Origin of the sequence: Halomonas sp. SSL-5 (assembly GCF_030708455.1) — a bacterium.
Lineage (GTDB): Bacteria > Pseudomonadota > Gammaproteobacteria > Pseudomonadales > Halomonadaceae > Halomonas.
Genome location: NZ_JAUYWF010000001.1, coordinates 19,963 through 43,209, shown reverse-complemented (window position 1 = coordinate 43,209; position 23,247 = coordinate 19,963). Strand labels below are relative to the sequence as shown.

Sequence of the window (23,247 nt, the reverse complement as noted above, 5' to 3'; positions counted from 1 at the left end):
GGATCGGGACATCATTCGTAGATGTCTAGGTCACTCGCCAACACGAAGTTGCCGTCGTAATAGCCGGCCATCTCGTCACGTAGCTGCTCGTCGCTCTGACCAATGAACAGTGGATGGGTCATCACCAGCAGCTCCGGCTCGATCTCCCGGCCGATTTCCGCCAGCTGCTGGGTACTGGTATGGGCGTGGTACATATAATCCTGCCAGTCCTGGGTCTGCTGGCTCACGCCAACCTCGCTCATCACCTCATGAATGAGGATATCGGCGCCCCGGAAGTGCTCGTAGAGAGACTCGTCGTAACGAGTATCACCGCTGATCACGACCGTCTTCTCCGGCGTTTCCACCCGGTAGCCGAACGCCATGCCCTCCTCCCAGCTGCCATGCGGCACCTTGAAGGCGGTGATGGTCACCTTGTCGTCCCGGTGCACCACCTGGGTATCGTCGATCTCGGACACCGAGACCTTGAAGCCATCCGGGTTGGCCGGCTGGGTGCCATACAGGCGATGGTCGAGGTCGTCGACATAGGCCTCCAGGATATTGGTCGTCATCGCCTCGGTACCCCGGGGGCCGACCACCTTCAGCGGTTCGCTGCGTCCCATGATCCAGGGCCGGAGCATCAGCTCGGGCAGGCCGAGCACGTGGTCGGAGTCGAGGTGCGTGATGAATACCTTGTTCATCTCGCCATAGACGGAGTCATTACTGAAGTAGATGTCTTCCGGCATGAAGTCCTTGCCGGACAGCGCATCGAAGTGTTTGACGAAGCCGGGACCGGCATCGAACAGGTACATCTCCTTGTCGACCACCACCAGGATGGCCTGACCTGCCCTATCGTGCTTAAGAATTGGTGTACCGGTGCCCAGCATCACCACGGTGGTGTTGCTGCTTTCCCGATCTGTGCTGGTCGGTTCTGTCGGCTCTGCCGCCTGCAAGGACTGGGCAGTCAACAGACCGATCAGAGCCAGTGATGCCAGGGGCTTAAGGGCAAGGGACATGGCGGTTACTCATCTGCATTCATGCAGCCTGTAGGCTGCGCATTGTTCTGTAGAGGCCGCACCGGAGCGGCGCGGCCCGCTGTCTGCCATCGTGCAGCCGTCAGGAGCGGATGCCGGACTTGCCGGGCGACAGGATGCCGTTGGGATCCAGGGCATTCTTCAGCGTCTTGTGCACCTCGCGCAGCGGTTCGCCGAAGGTGCCGGCGACCTGCTCCATGAACTCGGTGTTGGTGCGGTAGAGGCCATAGCCGCGCTTGGCGAACTCGTCGATCAGCTCGGCGAAGCAGTCGTGGGCGCGCTTCGTCTCTTCCGGGTCCTGGCGGTTGTAGAGCAGGTCGATGACGTGGTGCATGTCGCGCCAGCCGACGATGTACTCGGCGACATAGTCGAAGCCGTACTTGCCGAGGATCTGCTGGGCCAGCTCGGTCTGGTCCTTGGTCTCGCTGCCCTTGGCCTGGGAGACCGGGGCGAACCACATGGAGCCACCGCCCCCACGCCAGTTGTAGAGGCCGAACTCCTGAAGGTTCATGTCACCCTTCATCAGCGCCGAGCGATACTCGAAGCCGCCGCCGCGCTGCTCGGCCTCCTCGCCGTACATGATCTTGGCCTTGCCGCTGGCGCCGAAGGCCTGCTCGATGATGTTCCAGTTGACCTCGATCTGCTCCGGGGTGCCGTAGAGGGCCGCATAGACGTTCCACTCGCCGATACCTTCATCGGCCTTGATGCGCTCGATGGCCTCGCGGGGAATGGACTCCTTGCCGTCGTAGTAGTCCTTGCGCACCACGTGGGTGCCGGCATCCCAGAGGGTGTGCACGATCACCACGGCATTGGGGATGATCTGGGCGATACGCAGCGGCCGCAGCACATCGACGATCTCCTCGATGTCCTCGGGGTCCTGGTACTGGATGATGAAGGGACGATAGGCCGGCGGCTCCGGCATCAACCACAGCCCCATCTTGGTGACGATGCCGAAGTTGGACTGGGTGAAGAGGCCGTCGATATAGGGACCGTAGCCCCACTTGAAGACCTGCCAGGAGCTGGAGTTCTCGATGCCCCCCATGCCGGTACGAATCACCTCGCCATTGGCCAGCACCACCTCCATGCCGCACTGGAACATGAAGTGCTCGCCATAGGGGGTATAGCCCACGCCACGGTCCAGGGTATTGCCCACCGGTCCGGCAATGGCCGAGGGGGCCGGCGGATCCAACCACAGCTTGAGGTCGTTCTCCTTGATGTAGTCGTAGAGCTGCTGGTAGGTCACCCCGGGCTCGAGCAGCGCCGTGCACACCTCCGGGTCCACATCGAGAATCTGGTTCATGCGGTGCATGTCGAGCATCACCTGGCCGGTCTCGCCGGGGGCGGCGGAACCATAGCCCAGGTTCTTGCCGGTGGAGATGGTCCAGATCGGCACCTTGTACTGGTTGCAGGTGCGCACGATCTCCTGCACATGCTCGGTAGTAGTAGGCAGCAGGGCCGCGGAGGGGATGTAGTCCGCGTCATCGCCGGCCATCATGATCTTGCTGTAGGCCGCCAGCTGGTCGCTCTCGGTCAGGACGCTATCGGCCCCGAGGATCTCGCGGAAACGGGCGAGGGCCGCGTCGAAATCTGCCTCGGACACGCCCTTGGGAAGAATGCGCTGTGTAGTGCTCATGGAGTCGTCTCTCGATTGTTGTGTTCGGGGGCTTACAGCCGAACCAGGAAGCTAAGCTCGGTGGCGTCGGTGGCCTCGCTGGCCGGACGCCTGACATCCCGGGTCTGGCGTGCGCTACCCGCCGCCAACGCCAGGCGGGCATATTCCCGCCCCAGCGCGGCCTGCCAGCTGCCCGCCTCTGCCGCCAGCGGTGCCGCCAACGGCCCGCGATGACTCAGCAGCTGGTGGTGTCCCGCCTCGTGGCGGCCCAGCGCCAGCACGCGGCCGCGACCGGCCAGCAGACTGGTCAGCAGCACCAGACCCGCCTCGTCGGTAAAGCCAGCCGCCAGGGTGCCGGCGGGCTGGGCATTCAGCGCCAGCGGATCGAGACGCCCTTCATAGCTGGGGGCCCAGCCCTGCTGGCGCAGCCCCAGCCCCAGCTCGGTGGTGGAGCGATCGGCGCCATAGAGGCGGATCGGGCCGTGCACCGGGGCATCGGCGAACCCGCTGTCGGCGGCCCAGGCGGCCCCCAGGGAGAGCGGCATGGCGGCCCCCAGCAGCAGGCTATTCTTCATGAGTTGTCGACGCGTCAGGTTCATGGCACTACTCCTCGCCGGTCGCGGCGGGTGCGTCATCCAGCTCGCCGCTGACCAGCGCCTGGATCAGCCCGTCGAGCTCGGCATCGCTGATCTTGGCCGTACGAAAGGCCGGCATGGCGGCCCGGCCGTGGCGCACCGTATTGCGGATGTAGTTGCCACGCGCTTCCCAGGCTGCCTCGGGAAAGGCGATGGTGATCTCGGGTCCCACGGCCTTGTCCGGGGCATGGCAGTGAGCGCAGACCTGCCGGTAGACCTCGTCGGGCTCGCGGGTTTCCGAAGCGTTGGCCGCCACCGGGGGCAGCAGCAGGGCACCGAACAGGGCCAGCGCCCCGAGGGTGCGTGAGGGGAGGTGCCGGGAAGGCACCGTTGTTGTGTTTTGCATGGTCAATGTCACCCGTCTGGTCGTCATGGGCTGTCGTCGAAGGAATCCGGCTCGTTAGACCTTAGTATAATCAATAGCTTAGCAACGGACACCTGCCCCATTTACCTGTCAAGAAGCGTGCCGGAACTGAAAAAACCCAGTTATTCAGGGCACTAGGAGAGCCTTCAAGCATTTCAGTTCGCGATACGAACACGCGTTCGCTAAAATCGGTTAACCATTTCATCACTCCTGCGCAAATCATCATCCTGGGCGTCACCTTCACACTCAGCATGGGTGATATCCTGTCGCCGCGCCTTATCGACGAGCTTTCCATGCCTTCAAGCACCCCCCAGTACCCCAGCGCCCGTGACCTGATGGATGCCCTGCGCTTCCTCCCGGAAGAGGGTCAGATCTGGCTCGGCGAGCAACGCATGATTCTGATGTCGCTCCAGGCATCGGCCTTCTTTCGCAACGAGCTCGTCACCACCCTGGGAGCAGAGCGCGCCCGTGGCGTCTTCATCCGCCTGGGCTATTACTCCGGCCTGCAGGATGCCGAGCTCGGCGAGTCCCTGCGCGGCGAGCGGCTCGGGCTGCGCGACAGCTTCCTGGCGGGCCCGCAGCTGCACGCGCTGCAGGGCCACGTCAAGGCGGTGCCCGGCCAGCTGGATATCGACCTGGAGAACGACCGCTTCTACAGCGAGTTCGTCTGGAAGGGTTCCTTCGAGGTGGAGGTCTGGCGTGGCCGGGACACGCAGAGCATTCCGGTATGCTGGACGCTGCTGGGTTACGCCTCCGGCTATGCCACCCAGTTGCTGGGACGCGAGGTGCAGTATCGGGAAGTGGAGTGCCTGGGCTGTGGTGATGCCCGCTGTCGCATCATCGGCAAGTTTGCCGAGGAGTGGCCCGACCACCAGGCCTTCTCCGCCGTGCTGCGTGAAGCGCCCTTGATCGACGAGCTCTATGAGCTGCAGGCGCGAGTCGCGACCCTGGAAGGAGACCTCACCCGTCGTCAGCACGAGGATGACTGGGGCCCCATCGGCGCAGCACCCGCCTTCCGTGAGATGCTGGCCATGCTCGACAGCGCCGCCGCCGCGGAGGTGCCGGTGCTGCTGCTCGGCGAGACGGGCACCGGCAAGGAGATCCTCGCTCGCCGCCTCCACGAGCAGAGCCAGCGCGCCGCGGGTCCCTTCATCGCCGTCAACTGTGCGGCCATCCCGCCGGAGCTGATCGAGTCGGAGCTGTTCGGCGTCGAGAAGGGCGCCTATACGGGAGCGGTCCAATCACGCCTCGGGCGCTTCGAGCGCGCCCACGGCGGCACCCTGTTTCTCGATGAACTGGCCGAACTCTCCCCGCGAGCCCAGGCCGCCCTGCTGCGCGCCCTGCAGGAACACCAGATCGAGCGAGTCGGCGGCCAGGGGGTGAAGGAGGTAGATGTGCGGGTAGTGGCGGCGACCCACACCGACCTGCTACAGCGCGTCGAGGAGGGTCACTTTCGCCGCGACCTGTTCTTCCGGCTCAATGCCTTCACGCTCACGGTTCCCCCTCTGCGTGAGCGTGACGAGGATATTCCCGCCCTCGCCGAACACTTCCTCGCCCGCTGCGAACACCACTACCAGCGCCGCACCCTGGGCTTCTCCGACCAGGCGCGATCGGCCATCACCCAGTACGCCTGGCCCGGCAACGTGCGCGAGTTGAAGAACAGCATCGAGCGCGGGGTGATTCTCACCGACGACCAGAAGCACATCACCGAACGCGCGCTGTTCGGCGACTACCGGGTTCCCACGCTGCAGCGGGAGAAGGGCCAGGGGCTGGATGAGCGTGGCCGACTCTCGGCGTCGGCAGACGCCTCTGACACGGAAGTCACGCCCCGCCAGCAGATCCAGGCGCTGTTCGATGCCGGCCTGACCCTTGAGGATATCGAGAGGGAGATGCTGATGGCGGCCCAGGAAGAGAGCCAGGGTAACATTGCCGCCGCTGCCCGCCGACTGGGCATGACGCGCCCCGCCTACGCCTACCGCCTGAAGAAGTACGACCTGCGCTGATCCCGAGGGGTCAGGGCTTCGCCCAATCCGCCCGGCTGCTGTGCACGGCACTCTTGTGAGTGATCTTCCAGACGCCGTCGAGCTTGATCAGGGCCAGCACGTCCACCCAGGAGTCCGCCAGGTTCTCGGTGTTGTCGAAGCCGAGCAGCACGCTGGCCACCTCACCGGCCTGGGTCACCTGAATCACCCGGCCACGCACCTGCCGGTGGCTGGCCGCCCAGCGCGCGAAGCGGTCGCTGATCAGGTCCTTGCTGAAGCCGCCCTCGGCATCCAGGGCCAGGATCCAGGCATCCTCGTGGAAGGCTTCCTGGAGCTTGTCCAGGCGACCCTGGAAGCCGTCCACATAGCACTGCACCACGCGTACGATCTCGTCATGATCGGGCGTGCGCTCGTCAGCTGTCGTGCCCATGCTCTTCTCCTCTGGGTATCGCAATAACATGAACGCCGCCTGCCGTGAGACGGCAGGCGGCGTGCTGCCCATGCAGATGGATCAGGCGGGCTGGCCGAGGCCGAGGATCTCGCGGGCCTGCTGCCAGGTCGCCACCGGACGCTCGTACTTCTCGCACAGCGCCGCGGCGCGCTCCACCAGGGCCGCATTGGAAGGCGCCAGGGTGTCGCGGTCGAGGCGCACGTTGTCCTCGAGGCCGGTGCGGGTATGGCCGCCGGCGGCGATGGACCACTCGTTGAGCTTGAGCTGGTTGGAACCGACACCGGCGCCGCACCACTGGGCATCGGGCGCCAGTCGCTTCAGGGTCTCGATATAGAAATCGAAGGTCGGCTTGTCGGCCGGCATGGCATTCTTCACGCCCATCACGAACTGCACATAGAGCGGGGCCTTGAGCTTGCCCTGCTTCGACAGGTTGACCGCCTGGTGGATGTGCGACAGGTCGAAGGCCTCGATCTCGGGCTTGATGTCGTACTTGAGCATCTCCTCGGCCAGCCAGTCGACCAGCTGGGGCGAGTTCTCGTAGACGCGGTTGGGGAAGTTGTTGGAGCCCACCGAGAGGCTGGCCATGTCGGGCTTGAGCGGCAGCATGCCGCCGCGCTCCTCACCGGCCCCGGAACGACCGCCGGTGGAGAGTTGCACGATCATGCCGGGGCAGTGCTTGTTCAGGCCTTCCAGCAGGCGGCCGAACTTTTCCGGGTCGGAGCTGGGTGTCTGGTCGTCGTTACGCACGTGGCAGTGTGCGATGGTCGCCCCGGCCTCGAAGGCCGCCTGGGTGCTCTCGATCTGCTCCTCGACGGTGATCGGCACGGCCGGGTTGTTTTCCTTGCGCGGCAGGCTGCCGGTGATGGCGACACAGATGATGCAGGGATTGGACATGGTGACCTCTCTTCGTACCGCAACGGTACAGTGGCTCATTATCATCAGGGGGCGTCTCCCCCCGTGGCGTGTGCTCGGCGCCGAAGACGCCGAACGCCGCCCCGGTGGGCGGCGCGGATGACCGGAACCCTGGAGGTCCAGGGCACCGGGTCAGAAGTCGAAGAAGACCGTTTCACCCTCGCCCTGCAGGCGAATGTCGAGGCGATAGCGCACCTTGCCGTCGACCTCCTCGCGCCGGGCGATCAGCGTCTGGCGGCGGGTCGGTGACTCGATGCGCGAAAGCACCGGACACGCGGCGTTGGCCTCGGCCTCATCCTCGAAGTAGAGACGGGTCTGCAGGTGAATATTGATGCCGCGGGCGAAGATCGACAGGTTGATATGCGGCGCCTGGGCCTGACCGCTGGCGTGGACCACGGGGCCCGGCTTGACGGTCTCGAGGGTCCACTCGCTGCCGTGGTCGAAGGTGGTGGCGGTGCGCCCGAAGCTGTTGAACGGCTTCTCGAGGTCGAACTCGTGCTGATACTCGCCGCTGGCATCGGCCTGCCAGGCCTCGATGAAGGCATCGCGGACCAGGTCGCCATTGCCATCGATCACGGTGCCGACCACCTCGATATGCTCACCCTCGGCCTCGGGGCGAGCCATCTCGTTCCAGATCTCCTCGTCGCGGGTCGGGTTGCCGGCGGCGGCCAGGGCCAGGCCGATATGCACGTAGGGGCCGGCGGTCTGGGAGGCGGTCTCACGCAGCAGCAGTTCGCTGGTGGGTCGGGAATTCGGCTGGTTCATCTCGTCACCCCTGTTACTGATTTTCGAAGTAGGTCTGCAGTTCACCGCGTACCACCAGGTCGAAGCGATAGGCCAGGCAGTCCATGGGCTTGCTGCGGGCCATGTCGAGGCGACCGATCATGGTCTCCACGGCCTCGGGATCCTTGAGGGTGTGGACGATGGGACACAGCGGGATCAGCGGGTCCCCCTCGAAATACATCTGGGTGATCAGGCGAGTGGAGATCGACGGCCCCATCACCGACACGTGGATGTGGGAGGGGCGCCAGCTATTGGGATCGTTGGGCCAGGGATAGGGGCCCGGCTTGATGGTACGGAAACGGTACCAGCCCTGATCGTCGGTCAGGCAGCGGCCGACGCCACCGAAGTTGGGGTCCAGGGGGGCCAGGTAGTTGTCGTTCTTGTGGCGATAGCGGCCGCCGGCGTTGGCCTGCCACATCTCCACCAGGGTATGGGGCACCGGCTTGCCGAACTGGTCGACCACGCGGCCGAACATGATGATTCGCTCGCCCTGGGGAAGGCCCTGGCTCTGATCCTGGCGAAAGTTGAGCAACAGGTCGTTGTCGTGGGGCCCCATGCGCAGATGCCGGAAGTCGGGACCGGAAAGCTCCGAGACCGTGGGCTTCTGCATGCTGACCAGCGCTTGCTGCGGGGAGCGCGCCACGGAGGTCTTGTAACCGGGGGCATAGGCCGGCGGATGCCAGTTGCGGTCGCGCTCGACGAATCGCTTGTTGTCGTGTTGCATATCGGTCCTTTCTCCTGGGAGATTTCATTGACCCGGATCAGTCTGGCGGCATTCATGTCGCCTGCCAATTGACGCCTCGCCCCCTGCTCATAACCCAGGGGTTATGCGAGATCCGCGGCCATCCCCCGCAGTGTCTCGCAGAAGGTCTCTAGGGCCAGGGAAGGCGCCAGGCTGGCGTTGGTGCACATCCCCACCGATCCGCCCTGCTGCTCCAGGGAGAGCGCCAGTTCGGCCAGGCTGTCCATGCGCACCGCCTCGCGCGCGGCCTCCTCGGGCGCCACCCAGACGGCATCACTCACCTGAACGTAGTGCCGGCTGAGCGGTAGCGACAGCGTCTCTAGCTGGCGAGCCGGCGGCTCCAGGCCATGGCGCACGAAGAAACTGTCCACCTGCTGGCGCAGCGTGGTCTGCGGGGGCGGCAGCACCCAGGGGAAGCGCATCAGCTGCAGTGGCGCCAGTTGCGTCTCCCCGGCGAGCGGGTGACCGCCTCGCACGACCAGTATCAATCGCTCATAGAAGAGATGCTCGAAGGAGAGGTCGATGATCTCCCGCGCCTCGGTCATGCGCCCCACCACCAGGTCCAGCTCGCCGCGCCGCAGCCGCGAGAGCAGGAAGGCACTGGGACCGGTGACCACGTTGACGCCACACTCCCCCTCCATGCCCTCCTGCCAGCGCAGGATCGCCTCCGGCAGCAACCGGCTCTCCACCGTGGAGAGGGCCCCGACGCGCAGCCAGCAACCATCGGTTCGCCCCTCGCCGACGGCGCCGATGCCCTCTTCCAGGGCACGCAGCGCCGGACCGGCGTGACGCAGCAGGGTCAGGCCCGCCTGGGTCAGGGAGACGCCCCGGGGCGTGCGTTCGAAGAGGCTGGCACCGATGGTCTCCTCGAGCTCGCGGATGGTCTTGGAGATACCCGGCTGAGTGATCGACATCCGCTCGGCGGCGCGGGCGAAGCTGCGCTGGCGGGCGACCTCCAGGAAGGCCTGGAGGTGGCGGAGCTTGATTCGCGCGTTGAGCATTCAGGCCTCCCGCCGAGGGGCATCGATCATGCCGGCGGCTGAACGGGGCTACTCGCCCCAGCCCAGCTCCTTGGCCACGGCGAAGGCATGGTTGGCCGCCGGCACGCCGCCGTAGATGGCCACATGCATCAGCACCTGGCGCAGCTCGGCCTCGCTGAGGCCGATGCGCTTGGCCGTCTTGAGATGCAGGGAGAGCTCCTCGCGGCCCAGGGCGGCCAGGATGCCGGTGGTGATCATGCTGCGCTCGCGGCGAGTCAGGTCCTCGTTGCTCCACAGCTCGCCCCAGGCCAGGCGGGTGATCATCTGCTGGAAGGGAGCGTCCAGGGAGGTGGCGTTCTCGGTGGAGCGCGCCACGTGGGCCTCGCCCAGCACCTGCTTGCGGGTCTCGAGGCCGGTGGCGTAGTCCACACCATTGCCGCCCACGTCGCCCAGGTCCACGGCCATCACCGCCAGCAGCTTCGCGGCGAACAGGCCCGGCACCTCGACGGAGGGCACATGGCCCACGCCCTCGAGGATCTCCAGGGGCGCGCCGTCGAGCTCGGCTGACAGGGCCTCCAGGGTCGCCGGCGGCGTCGCCAGGTCCTCGCTGCCACCCAGCAGCTGTACCTTGACGCCCTTCCCGGCCAGCTTGCCATCGAAGGTATCGCGCCCCAGCATCTCGCACAGCAGGGCGTAGGCATCGTCGTCGCCGCGCCCCATCTGGGTGCACCAGCCCGCCTTCAGGGCCGGCTCGGCCTCGAAGCAGGCCGGGGCGAACCAGCGCGGAACGATTTCCTCCGACATCGCCGCCAGGCCCTCCTGGCGCACCCGCCCGGCGCGGGTGTTCCAAAGCTCGGCGTTGCCGATCACCGCCCCGGTGTTGGTCAGGGTGGCAGAGAGCAGGCGCTCGCCGTGCTCGCTGATCAGCGCCTGGCCGACCACGCCGCCGATGGAGGTACCGGCGAAGTGGAAGCGCTCGACACCGGCGTGAGCGACCAGGGCCAGGGCCTCGGCGGCCAGGTCGGCCGGGGTGATGGCACCGTCGCCCCAGGCCTGGCTGGCGCCGTGGCCGGGCAGGTCCCAGGTCAGCACGCGATAGCGCGGCAGCAGCGCCGGCAGCACGTCGTCCCACACCGCCTGGCTCATGCCCAGCGGGTGCGCCAGCACCACCAGGGGGTTGGCCTGGGCGCCGAGCAGGCGATAGGCGACGCTACGCCCGTTGATAGTCAGAAATGCCATCTAAAGCCTCCATGGGAGAAAGGGCTGCAGGAGGGCCACGTTCGCGATGCCGAGCCTCCCTCCTGCAAGAATCGGGTTACCTATACACGCTTGCCGTTGTTCCGGGGCTCATGGGCGGCCCTGTCTGGCCTACTTAGGCTCTGTCCGAAAACTGGCTGCGCTCGGCCATACGGCGTTAAAAAATCGACTCAAAGTACTCATTTACAACCCGTAAACTCCATTTTTTCGCCGATTTTTGCCTTGCCTGACCTTCGCTCGCCGACTTTTCAGACAAAGCCTAGCCTTGCCCACTTTTGCACAGCTGCACCACTCCTGGTAATAGACCAAGGGGAAAACGGCGGACCAGGGCCAGGTCGCGCCTGTGCTGGCGGTTGCCCCCTTCAAAGTTCGAATAACGAACTTTGTTTTGTGATGCGAACAAATTACTCCCGCCCTCGCCCAGCGTCAAATCAGCGCCGCGCGAAAACGCCGAGAGGAAGGCGCAGCCTTCCTCTCGGGTCGAACGGGATGCCTTTCGAAACAGGTCGTTAGTGGGCGAGCAGCCACGCCACGGCGCGCGCCACCTGGTCGCGGCTACTACCAATGTATAATGACGGTTCGGTGATCTCGGTCAGTGCCTCGCCCTCCAGCTTGCCGCTCACCTCGGGGTGGGCGGCGAGGACATCGGCATATGGTATCCCCTGTCGGCGAGCCGTCTCGGCGGCCTCGGCACTGACACGCTTGGCGGCCTCCTGGCCAAGCAGCGGGGCGAGGCGCTTGGCCACCGGCTCGGCCATGATCCCGCCGCCGGTAGCGGCCAGGTTGCGCCGCATCGCCTCGGGGTGCACCTCCAGCCCCTCGAGTAGCGCGGCGGCCTGCTCCAGGGCCCCCTCCAGCAGCAGGGCACTGTCAACCAGCGGACCCCACTCGGCATGCCACTCACCGAGCCCGCGTTCCAGCGGCTGGGCGGCAGCGTTGAGCAGCACCGAGGCGTGGCCGTGTACCTGGCGGGCGGCGCCGCGAATCAGTGCGCAACGTACCGGATTGCGCTTGTGGGGCATGGAGGAGGATTCACCCATGCCGGGGGCCGATGGCTCGGCCACCTCCCCGACTTCGGTCTGGGTCAGCAGGGATACGTCCAGGGCCAACTTCTCGATGGCGCCGGCGGCGGCATCCAGGGCCGTGCCCAGGGCATGGACCGGCTGGCGGTCGGTATGCCAGGGCAACACCGGCGTGCTCAGGCCCAGGCGCTCGGCCAGGGCATCCATGAAGTCGAGCCCCGCGTCATCCCAGCCCGAGTGCACCCCCACGGCACCGCCGAACTGCACAGGCAACTCGACGCAGGCCAGGCGCCGCCGCGCCTGCTCCAGGCCGATGGCCCAGTGGGCCACCTTGACACCGAAGGTGATGGGCAGAGCCTGCTGCATCAGCGTGCGCCCCACCATCGCCGTGCCGGCATGGGCCTCCATCAGCGTGATGGCGGCGATGCGGCAACGCACCAGCAGGAGATCCAGTGCCGCCAGGCGCGGCTTCAACAGCAGCATCAGCGCCGAGTCCACCACGTCCTGGCTGGTGGCACCCTGGTGGAAGTAGCCCTTGAGCTCATCGGGCAATGCCGCCCGTCCCTGCTTGACGAAAGGGATCGCCGCGTTGCCGCCGCTGGCGATGCCCGCGGCGATGGCCTCCACATCGAAGGCGTGCGCGGCGAGGATATCGCGCATCTGACGACTGGCCCCGGCGGGCACGGCACCGCGCGCCTCCTGAACCTCCGCCAGGCCCAGCTCGAAGGTCAGCATGGCCTGGACCATGCTCTCTGAATCGGTCTCGGCGAGTGCCGTCTGGCTCATGAAGGGGTGCTGCAGCAAGGAGGCAGGCATGGTGATCTCCCGGTTTCAGGGGGCTGAGAGCTGGGCCAACCGACGAAAGCCCAATACCGTACAAGTGTTCGTGATTCGAACTATACGCTAAATAGGCAGACGCTAACTTTCAATTACTGACGTGCCCGCCATCGGCATGAGCGGTGACCTACGCCACCGATCAGGGCGCTACCCGGTCGACCCGTACGTAGCGCAGCACCATATCGGTAACGTGGTCTTCCAGTTTCTGCTGGTTCTCTGGCGCCGCCTGCTGCCAGTCAAAAATACGCGCGAAGGTGTGCTGGTTTGAGACATTGAAGAATGACAGCGCGCTGATCAGCCAATGCAACTCCCTCGGGTCCAGGCCCTCGCGAAAACAGCCCGTTGCGACCCCCCGCAAATAGACGTCGCCAAGCACATCAATCACCCCTGCGTTGAGCGACTGAATCAGTTCTGACTGCGCCAGAAACCGGCCGTGGTGAATATTTTCGATCATTACCAGGCGAATAAAGTCAGGGTTCTTGGCGTGATGGCAGAACGTGAACCTCACCAGTCGACAGAGCGCATCGAGCGGTGCCAGGTGATCCAGATCAAGCTCGGCTTCCTGCAGGCGCACCTTCTGGTAGGCAGCCTCCAGGGTGTGCAGGTAGAGCGTCTCTTTATCGCTGAAGTAGTAATAAATCATGCGCTTGGAGGCGCGGGTCTTCTCGGCGATCTCATCGATCCGCGCCCCAGAAAGGCCCTTTTCGGAGAATTCGCGGGTGGCTACCGCGAGGATATCGGCGCGCACGGATTCGGGGTCATTCTTGCGCCGACGCCGCGTTTCTTTAGGGCTGGTCGTTGCCGAAGTCGCTGTCATGGAGCATGCCTTTTATTGTCGTGGTCGTCTTTTGTCTAGTATGCCACAGCTTGACTGAACGTACCATTTCGTACATTGTGCAAAAGGACAGGATGAATTGGCCTGGCAAGCCTTTGCTCAAGGCTTTTTCACACCCATGACAACGGCCCGAAAAGAGGACAACAACAATGTCTTTACCACTCGCTACCACCAACGTGTCCCTGAAACGCACGCTGACCGCTGCCATCGCCACTGCCACGCTCATCGGCGCGGCGCATGCCTCCGCACAGACACTGCGCTTTGCCCACGTGGACCCGGATGACTGGACGACCTCGAAAAAAGGCGCCGCCGGGCAGGTGTTCAAAAACATGGTGGAAGCCGAAACCGACCTTACCGTGGAGCTTTACCCCGCGGGCTCGCTGGGCGGTGAGACCGAGCTGATTGAAGGTACTCAGGATGGCACCATCACTATCTCAATGGTTTCCGGCGCCTACGCCAATTTCTGCGAGGCCGTCGCCGTTACCGATATTCCTTATACCTTCCCTTCTGCGCCGGTGGCCTGGGAAGTGATGGATGGAGAATTCGGCACGGCCCTGGCCGAGCACTGCCTGGAAGAGACCGGCCTGCGTACGCTGGCCTACGGCGAGACAGGCTTTCGACACTTCACCAACTCCGTGCGTCCGATCCACTCACCGGAAGATATGGAAGGCCTGAAATTCCGCGTGCAAACCATTCCACTCTATCAGGAAATGGTAGAGGGACTGGGCGCTGAGCCGCAGGGCATCGCCTGGGGTGAGGTGCCGACGGCGCTTGCCACCGGCGTGGTGGACGGCCAGGAGAACCCCATCTCGGTGATTTACGGCAACAATTTCTACGAGTTTCAGGATTACCTCACGCTGGACCGCCACGTCTACGGCGTGGATCACATCCTGATCAACGATGAGATCTTCCAGTCGCTTAGCGAAGAAGAACAGGCCGCCGTGAAGCGCGCCGCTGTGGTCGCCGGCACCACTGGCCGCGCCGTGCAGCAGTTCAACTCGGCAGAGGGTATCGCCAAGCTGGAAGCCGAGGGCATGGAAATCACCCAGCCCACTGCCGAGCAGATGGATGCCTTCCGCGAAGCGGCTCAGCCACCGGTTCAGGCATATCTGCGCGATGAGCTGGGCGATGATGCCGAGTGGATCGAGCGTCTTTCTTCCGCCGTGGAAGATGCGGCCGCACGCTTCTAACCCCCACTGACCAAAGCACTTTGCAGGTGGGCCCTGAAGGGCCCACCCGCGACCCTGCGTACCTGACTAACGATCGAAGGTGCTTTCATGCCTCATCTTCTTGCCCGGCTACATCGTGGCCTGATCCTGTTCAATGGCAGCCTGGCCGGGCTTGCCATGATCCTGATTTTTCTACTGGTCGCAGGCAATGCCTTTGCGCGCTATACCGCCGGTGCTTCCATTACCTGGGGAGAAGACACCGCCATCTACCTGATGATCTATGGCCTGATGTTCGGCATGTCCTGGGCCTACCTGCAGGACAGACACATCGGCTTTGACCTGATTCCTCGCCTGCTCCCGCCGCGCTGGGTGCGCTGGCAGGCCGTCGCCGTCGACCTGGCAGTACTGGTGATCGGTATCGGCCTGATGATGTCGGCGATTGAGTTCATCGCCTCCCGCGGAGGCCGCACCTCGTCGAGCACAGGGATGCCAATGTGGCTCTTTCAAGCCTCCATGCTGATGGGCGGTGGGCTGCTCAGCGTCTCTTCCCTGGTGATGGGCGCACGCCGTTTAACCAGGCACACCGATGAGGAGACAGCATCGTGATTTTTTTATTGCTCTTGGCCCTCATCCTGCTTGGCGTGCCGTTTGCCTTTGCCATACTCGGCACGCTTACGGTGCTGATGGGTACCGGCGACTTGCCTTACCACATCCGTATCGTCGCGCAGCAGTTCTTCGGCGGTATGGAATCTTTCCCGCTGCTAGCGATACCGCTGTTCATTCTGGCCGGCGAGCTGATGAACGAAGCGGGTATTACCCATCGTATTATCAACCTGGCCACTGCCATTGTCGGCCGCCTGAAAGCCGGGCTGGCGCACGTCAACATCTGGGCGTCGGTGATTTTTGCCGGCCTCTCGGGTTCGGCAATTGCCGACACCTCGGCGCTGGGGCGAGTCTTCGTCCCCGCGATGGTGAAAGAAGGCTACCCCCGCGATTTCTCCGCTGCGCTCACGGCGGCCTCGTCGGTGATCGGCCCGATCATTCCGCCGAGCATTCCAGTCATCATCTATGCGCTTACGGTGTCGGGTGTCTCGGTACCTGGGCTGTTTTTGGCTGGCATCGTACCCGGGCTATTGCTGGCGCTGGGCCTTTCCATCTACGTCTACTTTTTTGCCGGCGACCTAGGCGCCACTCGTTCAGAACAGCCGTCACGCCGCCATGCGTTTCTCCACGGACTGCTGCCCGCGCTCATGCCGGTGTTTGTGGTCGGGTCGATCCTCGCTGGTATCGTTACGCCCACCGAGGCGGCGGCCTTTGCCGTGGTGTACGCGCTGATTCTGGGTGTGGTGCTCTACCGCAATATAAAGCTGGTGGATCTGCCCGGCATCTTCGCCCGTGCCATGCGTGACAGCTCGGTGATCATGGTCATCATGGGCGCCGTGGCGGCTGCCAACTGGGTACTCACCTTCGAACGCGTGCCCAACATGCTCACCGAGTGGGCGCTGATGAGCATCGACACCCAATGGACCTTCCTGATCGCCGTCATACTGCTGCTGCTGGTGGTGGGACTGTTTCTGGAAGGCATCGCCGCCATTCTGGTACTGGTGCCGATTCTGCACCCCATTGCCATGGCACTGGGTATCGATCCTCTGCACTTCGGCATCGTGGTGATCTTCAACCTGATGATGGGCCTGATCACACCGCCCATGGGGCTCTGCCTGTTTGTGGCCGACTCGGTCTCGGGGGTAGGAATGGGCCCCATTATCCGGCGCATTCTGCCCATGCTGGCCGTTCAGTTCCTGATCCTGCTGCTGATTACCTTCGTGCCCGAGCTGGTCACCTTCCTGCCGCGCCTGGCGGGCTACTGATGTTCATCAATCAAAGGAGCGTGATGCCATGTACTCATCCATCGCCACGGTTTGCCTGAGCGGCTCGCTGGAAGAGAAGGTCGACGCCATTGCCCAGGCCGGCTTTGAGGGGCTTGAGCTGTTTGAAAACGATCTCACAGCGTTTCCCGGCACGCCACGAGAAGCGGGCGAGCTGATTCGCGCCCGCGGGCTCAAGCTGGTCACCCTTCAGCCGTTTCGCGACTTTGAAGGTTTGCAGGGGCGCGCGCGGGAGCGGGCGTTTGACCGCGCCGAGCACAAGTTTGACCTGATGGAAGAGCTCGGCACGGATCTGTTGATGGTATGCAGTACCGTTCATCCCGATTCGCTGCCGGGGTTGAGCCGCGCCGCCGACGACTTCCATGCGCTGGGCGAACGTGCCGCACGACGTAACCTGCGCGTGGCCTATGAAGCACTGGCCTGGGGCCGGCACATTCACGACTACCGCGACAGCTGGGAAGTCGTGCGCCGCGCCGCCCACCCCAATGTCGGCCTAGTGCTGGATACCTTCCATATCTTCTCCCGCCAGACCGAGCTTGGCACCGTCGGCCGTATTCCGGGGGATCGCATCTTCCTGGTGCAGACCGCCGATGCGCCCCGCCTCTCCATGGATCACCTGTCGTGGAGCCGCCACTACCGCTGCTTCCCCGGCCAGGGTGAGCTACAGATGGACAAGTTCATGGCCATGCTGGAGGAGACCCGCTACGACGGCCCGCTCTCCCACGAGATCTTCAACGATGTCTTCCGCATGGGTCACAGCGACCAGACGGCCCGGGACGGGCTGCGCTCGTATCATTTGCTGCGCAGCATGCAGGCCGACAGCGGCATTCCCGCGCCGCAGCCGATCGAATCGGTCGCCTTTCTGGAAATCGCCGTCGAGCCTGACGATCTAGCCTCGCTACGCGAGCTGCTTACCGCACTGGGCATGGCCTGCGTGGGCCGTCACCACTCGCTCAACGCCGAACGCTGGGCGACGGGTGACGTCAACCTGGTGCTCAATACCGAGGCGAGCTTCACTGGCCGCGCGCCCGGGCGCGACGCCACCGCCATCACCGCCATCGGCTTGCGCGTGGGCAACGCCTACGAAGCGTTCAAGCGGGCTGACAAATTGGGCTACGATATTGTCGAGCCTGAAGAGGTGGGTGCCAGCCACCGCATGAGCGCACTACGCAATGTGGATGGCAGCCTTTCCTATATCATTGACGACTCGCAGCTAAGCCGCACCTGGGATCGCGAGTTCCCTGTCGATGTGCAGCCGGTTCCTCAGGGCGCACTGGTGGATATCGACCATATCAGCGTGGCGCTCTCCTACCACGACTACCTCTCGCTGATGCTCCAGTACCGCGCCATTTTCCAGCTGGCGCCCACGCCTTCCTTCGATGTCACCGATCCCCGCGGGCTGATCCAGAGCCAGGTCCTGCAGAACCACAACGGCCGCTTTCGCCTGGCGCTTAACGCCAGCGCCTCGCCGGATACCGCCAGCAATCGCTTTGTGCGCCAGTACGGCGGCTCGGGTATCCACCACGTCGCCCTGCGCACCACTTCCATGCGCGATACCAGCGCGGCATTGCAGCAGGCAGGCACGCCAGTACTGCCGATTCCCGGTAATTACTACCGCGACCTGGCCGCGCGCTTTGAGCTGCCGGCGCAAACTCTTGAGTGGATGAAGGATCACCATATCCTCTTTGACCAAGACAGCGACGGTGACTTTCATCAGCTGTATACCCAGCCCGGCCGTCAGGCATTCTTCTTCGAACTGGTCCAGCGTGAGGGGTATCAGGGGCTCGGCGCGCCGAATGCCTTTGTGCGCGTCACCGCGCAGCAGCGCCTGGAAGCGGAAATTGGCGGCATTGTCCAAGACACAGCAGACCACACGTCGGGAGAACCCCAAGCATGATCAAACTCGGACTGGTAGGCGAGGGCATTGCCAAATCGCAATCCCCGGATTTGCATGAGCGCTTGGGTGCGTCACTGGGCGAGCCGGTACGCTACGACCTGATCGATAGCCGGGGCGTCGAGGATTTTGACTTTCCCGATGCCATACACACCTTGCGCGCTGAGGGCTACCGGGGCACCAACGTGACCTTCCCCTTCAAGGAAAAAGCCGCGCAATTGGCCGATATTCGCGGCGAGGGTGTGCGCCGGGTCGGTACCGCCAATACGCTACTTTTCGATGAAGACGGCCTGCGCGCTGAAAACACCGATTACACCGGCTTTATCAGCGCCTACCGCCACTCTTTCGGCAACCAGCCAGCGGGCGATGTGCTATTGATCGGCGCCGGGGGGGTGGGTCGTGCGGTGGCCTGCGCGCTGGCTGAACTCGCGGTCAGCTGTATTTACATTCTTGAGCATGACCGCGCCCGGGCAGAAAACCTCAGCCGCGACCTCAATGCCATGGGCATTCACGCGACGTGCATCACGTCAGCGCAGGTACCACAGGCGCTGCCCCATTGGCAGGGCGTGGTCAACTGCTCGCCGATTGGCCATATCAACCACCCCGGCTGCCCCATCGATACCGCCGGGCTGGGCGCCCAGCACTGGGTCTTTGATGCAGTGTACATCCCCGCCCACACCGAGCTATTAAACGCAGCCTATGAGGCAGGCGCCAGAACGCTTTCCGGCGTTGATCTGTTCGTGTTTCAGGGCGTGGATGCCTTTCGTTTCTTCACCGCCGGGCGCATCCCCGCCAGACAGATCGATCCGCACGTGATACCGCTGCGTACACATTACATAGAGCAGCTTGTCGCGACTTCTGTTCACTCCATGCCATGAAGTGACGGGGAAATATCGTACAATTATTCGCCATTCGAACCTAACCCTCTGCCTTCATGCGTCAAGGGGCTGCCATGCTCGCGATTCTGGGAATCACCACCCCCATATTCCTGCTGATTGGCGCAGGCTACGCAGCGAGATGGAGCGGCATTATCCAGCGCGAGCAGCTGCAGGGGGTGGGCATATTTGTACTCTACTGCGCGCTCCCGGCGCTCGTGATTCGCGCGTTAACCCAGCAGCCGCTGGAAGAGATACTTAGACTCGACTACCTCATCGCTTACGGCATGGGCTCCATCGTCGTTTTCAGCGCAGGGTTGTGGCTTTGCTACCGGCTACAGCGCCAACCACTCAACGTCAGCGCCATGCAGGCACTGGGCATGGCCGCAGCCAATAGCGGTTTTGTCGGTTACCCGGTGGCCGCCATGGTCATCGGCTCCCCCGCCGCGGTACTCCTGGCGCTCAATATGCTGATTGAAAATCTGCTGATTATTCCGACAGCGCTGATCCTTGCTGAAATGGGCAATCAGCAAGGCATCAGCCTGTGGCAAACCGTTCGTCAGACCGCACAAAACCTGGCCAGGAACCCGGTATTGATCGGTCTCTCGGTGGGCATACTGATTGCGCTTACCGGGCTCGTCATACCAGGCCCTATTGATAAAGCGATCCACATGCTTGCCGACGCGGCAGGGCCTGCGGCGCTGTTTGTGATTGGCGGATCGCTGTTCGGGCTGCGCGGCAAAGGCATGGCGCGCGACGTGGGCCAGATCGTGATCGGCAAGCTGATCCTTCATCCCCTGGCGGTTCTGGTGGCGTTTCTGCTGATTCCCGATATAGAGCCGGTTTACGTTACCGGTGCGCTGCTGTTCGCCGCCGCGCCGATGATCAGCATTTATCCCCTGTTCGGCCAACGCTACGGCCTGGCGGGTGTCAGCGCCACCGCCATGCTGGTGGCTACGGTGGCCTCCTTCTTTACGCTCAGCCTGATGATCGCGGGCATGACGTTCAAGGGATGGCTGAGCATGTAGCGCCTAGCTGCTACTCGGTTGATGCCAGGATAGTGTCCAGCGCCGCTTGATAGCCCTGGGTGCCAAGGCCCGCAATGACCCCATCGGCACGCAACGAGACATAGGAATGATGCCGAAAGCTTTCACGCTTATGAACATTGGAGATATGCACCTCGATCACCTTGCCTTCAAAGGCATTGAGCGCATCCAGGATAGCAACGGAAGTATGGGTATAGGCAGCCGGGTTGATGATGATGGCCAGGGTTCCATCTAGACGCGCCGCATGAATCGCGTCGATCAGTTCGCCTTCATGGTTGCTCTGAAAACAGTTGATTTCCCAGCCCGTCATTATCGCGGTTTTGCGCAAGGCGTTGTTCACATCCTCCAGCGTTTCATACCCGTACACGTCGGGCTGGCGAACCCCTAGAAGGTTCAGGTTAGGGCCATGAAGTACCGTTACTTTTGGCTGACTCATTGATTGATATCCTTTCTCAACGCTGGGTCGTCATCATGTGCAGGCTCACCAAATCATTATAACGTGTTATTAATTACTCGTAATGAGCTGGAAGTAGACAAAAATGCGCATTTGTTCGTTATTCGAACAGCGTGTTATATTTCGCGGACAAATCCCTCTAAATGATCTATCGACCCCATGGACGCAACGGCTCAGGAAGACAAACTAGACCCCGATGATCGTGACTTCGTCACCGCCCTGGCCAGCGGGCTGGAGGTGATCCTGGCCTTCGACGAGGCGCATCCGCGGATGACGCTCAGCGAGGTCGCCGCACGCACCGGCATGAACCGGGCCCGCGCCCGGCGCTTCCTGCTGACCCTCCACGCCCTGGGCTATGTCCGCAAGCAGCAGCGCGTCTTCGAGCTGGCCCCCAAGGTGCTGCAGCTCGGCTATGCCTTCCTGTCCAGCAACAACTACCGCAGCGTGATCCAGCAGGTTCTGGAAGATATCACCCGGCAGTGCGGCGAGTCCTCCTCGCTGGGCGTGCTCGACGGCGAGGAGGTGACCTACGTGGCCCGCTCCTCCTCACGCCACCGGCTGATGGCCATCACCCTGTCGGTGGGTACCCGCCTGCCGGCCGCCCATACCTCCATGGGCCGGGTACTGCTGGCCCAGCTGCCGGATGAAAAGCTGGACGCCTGGCTGGAGCATGCGGTGCTGCAGAGACATACCGACAAGACCATCATCGACAAGGACGAGCTGAAGGCCTGCATCCTCGAGGTTCGCCGCCAGGGCTATGCCATCGCCGACCAGGAACTCGATTCCGGGCTGCGCTCCATCGCGGTACCCGCCTTCGATGCCAACGGTCACCTGCTGGGCGCCATCAACATCAGCACCAATGCCGCCCGTATCGACCACGAGACCCTGGTCCAGGAGTACCTGCCGCTGCTGCAGCAGAAGGCACGCGACATTCGCACCACCATCAGCTGACATGATAAGGAAAGCCTCGTGCTGGAGATACTGACGATCACGCTGCCGATCTTCCTGCTGATCGGTGCCGGTTTCCTGGCGGCGTTTTCCGGGCTGGTGAGTCGCGACAACATGCAGGGCATCGCGACCTTCGTGATGTACTTCGCCCTGCCCTCACTGCTGATCCGCGCCCTGACCGCCACCCCTCTCGAGGAAGCCCTGAATGTCGGCTACCTGCTGGCCTATGGGTTGGGTTCGGTGCTGGTATTCGCCATAGGCCTTGCCCTGTCGCGCTGGCGTGGCCATTCACTGGACGCCGCCGCCATCCATGCCCTGGGCATGTCGGCGGCCAACAGCGGCTTCATCGGCTATCCGGTGGCGGTGATGGTCATCGGCGCACCGGCGGCGATCTTCATGGCGCTGAACATGGTGGTGGAGACCATGCTGATCATCCCCGTGGCGCTGACCCTGGCCGAGGCCAGTCGCCACAATGGCGGAGGGTTTTCCCGGGTCGTACAGAAGACACTCACCAGGCTCTCGCGCAACCCGGTACTGATCGGCCTGCTGATCGGCGTGACCCTGGCCCTGACCGGCTGGCAACTGCCTGGCCCAGTGAGCCAGTCCGTCGACATGCTCGCCGAGGCCGCCGGGCCGGCCGCACTGTTCACCATCGGCGGCATGCTGCATGGCCTCAAGGTACGCGGCATGGCGGCCGACATGGGGCAGGTCGTGATCGGCAAGCTGCTGCTTCACCCCCTGGCGGTACTGGTCTTCTTCCTGCTGCTGCCCGACGCGGATCCCCTGATGATCGCCGCCGGCCTGCTGTTCGCCTGTGCGCCGATGATCAGCGTCTACCCGCTGTTCGGCAAGCAGTTCGGCCAGGGCGACACCAGCGCCGCGGCACTGATGGTCGGTACGCTGGGCTCCTTCCTCACCATCAGCCTGATGATCTGGCTGCTGACCCTCTTCGGCCTACTGCCGGTCTAGGCGGCAGCCTGCATCACCGCCTCCAGGGCGGCTCGGTAGCCCTGGCTGCCCAGGCCGGCGATCACCCCGTCGGCGCGCAGCGAGACGTAGGAGTGGTGACGGAAGCTCTCGCGCTTGTGCACGTTGGAGAGGTGCACCTCGATGACCCGACCCTCGAAGGCATTGAGGGCATCGAGGATCGCCACCGAGGTGTGGGTGTAGGCCGCCGGGTTGATGATGATCGCCGCGCTGCCATCGAGGCGCGCCGCCTGGATCCAGTCGATCAACTCCCCCTCGTGATTGCTCTGCCGACAGGTGATTTCCCAGCCCCCCAGCGCCGCCTGCTCGTACAGGCTGTTGTTGATGTCCTCCAGGGTCTCGTGGCCGTAGATCTCCGGCTGGCGGGTGCCCAGCAGGTTGAGGTTGGGGCCATGCAGTACCAGCACCTTGCGCTGCCTCATCAGGCAATCTCCCTTGATCGTTTGTCCGTGGGGTAAAGAGATCAGCCAGCGAATGCCCCTGCCAGCCGGGCAATTGTCAGTGCCTCTCCCCTGGGTTGCAAGACAGAGCCCCTCCCCTCGGAAAAATCCAATCTGGTCAGATTG

The 23,247-nt window shown here is 63.7% G+C and carries 24 protein-coding genes; 9 read left to right on the top strand and 15 right to left on the bottom strand.

All coding sequences use genetic code 11. The features are described 5' to 3' along the window. Positions 1-11 precede the first annotated feature (11 nt). From RAN53_RS00205 to RAN53_RS00185, 5 genes are all read right to left on the bottom strand, one after another. Positions 12-992 (bottom strand): MBL fold metallo-hydrolase, encoded by a 981-nt coding sequence (locus RAN53_RS00205; RefSeq protein WP_305794800.1) that lies wholly within the window; start codon positions 990-992, stop codon positions 12-14. A gap of 100 nt (positions 993-1,092) precedes the next feature. Then, a complete protein-coding gene (locus tag RAN53_RS00200) occupies positions 1,093-2,643 on the bottom strand; it encodes an FAD-binding oxidoreductase (protein ID WP_305794799.1) in 1,551 nt (516 codons plus the stop codon). 32 nt (positions 2,644-2,675) lie between these two features. After that, a complete protein-coding gene (locus tag RAN53_RS00195; RefSeq protein ID WP_305794798.1) occupies positions 2,676-3,221 on the bottom strand; it encodes a hypothetical protein in 546 nt (181 codons plus the stop codon). Positions 3,222-3,225: 4 nt separating this feature from the next. Next, positions 3,226-3,603, bottom strand: a complete 378-nt coding sequence (locus RAN53_RS00190; protein ID WP_305794797.1) for a c-type cytochrome — start codon at positions 3,601-3,603, stop codon at positions 3,226-3,228. 70 nt (positions 3,604-3,673) lie between these two features. Beyond that, entirely contained in the window at positions 3,674-3,874 is a 201-nt protein-coding gene (locus RAN53_RS00185) for a hypothetical protein (RefSeq protein WP_305794796.1), read from the bottom strand. Positions 3,875-3,914: 40 nt separating this feature from the next. On the opposite strand from RAN53_RS00185, the gene RAN53_RS00180 reads away from it, so the two are divergent. After that, a complete protein-coding gene (locus RAN53_RS00180) occupies positions 3,915-5,624 on the top strand; it encodes a sigma-54-dependent Fis family transcriptional regulator (protein WP_305794795.1) in 1,710 nt (569 codons plus the stop codon). Positions 5,625-5,634: 10 nt separating this feature from the next. Here the strand turns inward: RAN53_RS00180 and RAN53_RS00175 are convergent, their stop codons facing one another. The 8 genes from RAN53_RS00175 to RAN53_RS00140 all read right to left on the bottom strand — a co-directional run bounded on the left by RAN53_RS00175 (position 5,635) and on the right by RAN53_RS00140 (position 13,404). Continuing rightward, positions 5,635-6,033, bottom strand: a complete 399-nt coding sequence (locus tag RAN53_RS00175; protein WP_305794794.1) for a nuclear transport factor 2 family protein — start codon at positions 6,031-6,033, stop codon at positions 5,635-5,637. Between the two features lie 81 nt (positions 6,034-6,114). Beyond that, the gene (locus tag RAN53_RS00170; RefSeq protein WP_305794793.1) at positions 6,115-6,948 is read right to left on the bottom strand and encodes a 3-keto-5-aminohexanoate cleavage protein; all 834 of its coding nucleotides are present in this window, start codon (positions 6,946-6,948) and stop codon (positions 6,115-6,117) included. A 150-nt stretch (positions 6,949-7,098) separates the two neighbouring features. Continuing rightward, positions 7,099-7,731, bottom strand: a complete 633-nt coding sequence (gene pcaG, locus RAN53_RS00165; RefSeq protein WP_305794792.1) for a protocatechuate 3,4-dioxygenase subunit alpha — start codon at positions 7,729-7,731, stop codon at positions 7,099-7,101. Between the two features lie 13 nt (positions 7,732-7,744). Beyond that, complete coding sequence (gene pcaH / locus RAN53_RS00160) at positions 7,745-8,473, bottom strand: protocatechuate 3,4-dioxygenase subunit beta (RefSeq protein WP_232912499.1); 729 nt, start codon at positions 8,471-8,473, stop codon at positions 7,745-7,747. 101 nt (positions 8,474-8,574) lie between these two features. Further along, positions 8,575-9,492 carry a pca operon transcription factor PcaQ gene (pcaQ, locus tag RAN53_RS00155; RefSeq protein WP_305794791.1) on the bottom strand — a complete coding sequence of 306 codons (918 nt, stop codon included), beginning with the start codon at positions 9,490-9,492 and terminating at the stop codon, positions 8,575-8,577. Between the two features lie 48 nt (positions 9,493-9,540). Continuing rightward, complete coding sequence (locus RAN53_RS00150) at positions 9,541-10,710, bottom strand: alpha/beta fold hydrolase (protein WP_305794790.1); 1,170 nt, start codon at positions 10,708-10,710, stop codon at positions 9,541-9,543. 527 nt (positions 10,711-11,237) lie between these two features. Further along, the gene (locus RAN53_RS00145) at positions 11,238-12,566 is read right to left on the bottom strand and encodes an adenylosuccinate lyase family protein (protein ID WP_305794789.1); all 1,329 of its coding nucleotides are present in this window, start codon (positions 12,564-12,566) and stop codon (positions 11,238-11,240) included. Positions 12,567-12,726: 160 nt separating this feature from the next. Continuing rightward, positions 12,727-13,404 carry a TetR/AcrR family transcriptional regulator gene (locus RAN53_RS00140; protein ID WP_305794788.1) on the bottom strand — a complete coding sequence of 226 codons (678 nt, stop codon included), beginning with the start codon at positions 13,402-13,404 and terminating at the stop codon, positions 12,727-12,729. A 167-nt stretch (positions 13,405-13,571) separates the two neighbouring features. Here RAN53_RS00140 and RAN53_RS00135 point away from each other — a divergent pair, with 167 nt between their 5' ends. The 6 genes from RAN53_RS00135 (at position 13,572) to RAN53_RS00110 (ending at position 20,274) form a co-directional block, all read left to right on the top strand. Beyond that, positions 13,572-14,612: a DctP family TRAP transporter solute-binding subunit gene (locus RAN53_RS00135; protein ID WP_305794787.1), complete on the top strand. Its 1,041-nt coding sequence runs from the start codon at positions 13,572-13,574 to the stop codon at positions 14,610-14,612. Between the two features lie 87 nt (positions 14,613-14,699). Beyond that, the gene (locus tag RAN53_RS00130) at positions 14,700-15,197 is read left to right on the top strand and encodes a TRAP transporter small permease (protein WP_305794786.1); all 498 of its coding nucleotides are present in this window, start codon (positions 14,700-14,702) and stop codon (positions 15,195-15,197) included. Beyond that, positions 15,194-16,459 carry a TRAP transporter large permease gene (locus RAN53_RS00125; protein WP_305794785.1) on the top strand — a complete coding sequence of 422 codons (1,266 nt, stop codon included), beginning with the start codon at positions 15,194-15,196 and terminating at the stop codon, positions 16,457-16,459. Before RAN53_RS00130 ends, RAN53_RS00125 begins: the two co-directional genes overlap by 4 nt. A gap of 28 nt (positions 16,460-16,487) precedes the next feature. Then, positions 16,488-18,374 carry a bifunctional sugar phosphate isomerase/epimerase/4-hydroxyphenylpyruvate dioxygenase family protein gene (locus RAN53_RS00120; protein WP_305794784.1) on the top strand — a complete coding sequence of 629 codons (1,887 nt, stop codon included), beginning with the start codon at positions 16,488-16,490 and terminating at the stop codon, positions 18,372-18,374. After that, positions 18,371-19,249 carry a shikimate dehydrogenase family protein gene (locus tag RAN53_RS00115; protein ID WP_305794783.1) on the top strand — a complete coding sequence of 293 codons (879 nt, stop codon included), beginning with the start codon at positions 18,371-18,373 and terminating at the stop codon, positions 19,247-19,249. The genes RAN53_RS00120 and RAN53_RS00115 overlap by 4 nt, the downstream gene beginning before the upstream one ends. Positions 19,250-19,323: 74 nt before the next feature. After that, positions 19,324-20,274, top strand: a complete 951-nt coding sequence (locus tag RAN53_RS00110) for an AEC family transporter (RefSeq protein ID WP_305794782.1) — start codon at positions 19,324-19,326, stop codon at positions 20,272-20,274. 10 nt (positions 20,275-20,284) lie between these two features. Here RAN53_RS00110 and aroQ (RAN53_RS00105) read toward each other — a convergent pair whose 3' ends face one another. Beyond that, positions 20,285-20,728: a type II 3-dehydroquinate dehydratase gene (gene aroQ, locus RAN53_RS00105; RefSeq protein ID WP_305794781.1), complete on the bottom strand. Its 444-nt coding sequence runs from the start codon at positions 20,726-20,728 to the stop codon at positions 20,285-20,287. 177 nt (positions 20,729-20,905) lie between these two features. Between aroQ (RAN53_RS00105) and RAN53_RS00100 the strand changes: the two genes are divergently transcribed. Both RAN53_RS00100 and RAN53_RS00095 read left to right on the top strand, forming a co-directional pair. Further along, positions 20,906-21,697 carry an IclR family transcriptional regulator domain-containing protein gene (locus RAN53_RS00100; protein WP_305794780.1) on the top strand — a complete coding sequence of 264 codons (792 nt, stop codon included), beginning with the start codon at positions 20,906-20,908 and terminating at the stop codon, positions 21,695-21,697. A gap of 18 nt (positions 21,698-21,715) precedes the next feature. Next, on the top strand, positions 21,716-22,663 hold the full coding sequence (locus tag RAN53_RS00095) for an AEC family transporter (protein ID WP_305794779.1): 948 nt from the start codon (positions 21,716-21,718) through the stop codon (positions 22,661-22,663). On the opposite strand, the gene aroQ (RAN53_RS00090) is transcribed toward RAN53_RS00095, so the two are convergent. After that, complete coding sequence (gene aroQ, locus RAN53_RS00090; RefSeq protein ID WP_305794778.1) at positions 22,660-23,103, bottom strand: type II 3-dehydroquinate dehydratase; 444 nt, start codon at positions 23,101-23,103, stop codon at positions 22,660-22,662. The genes RAN53_RS00095 and aroQ (RAN53_RS00090) overlap by 4 nt on opposite strands. Between the last annotated feature and the right edge of the window lie 144 nt (positions 23,104-23,247).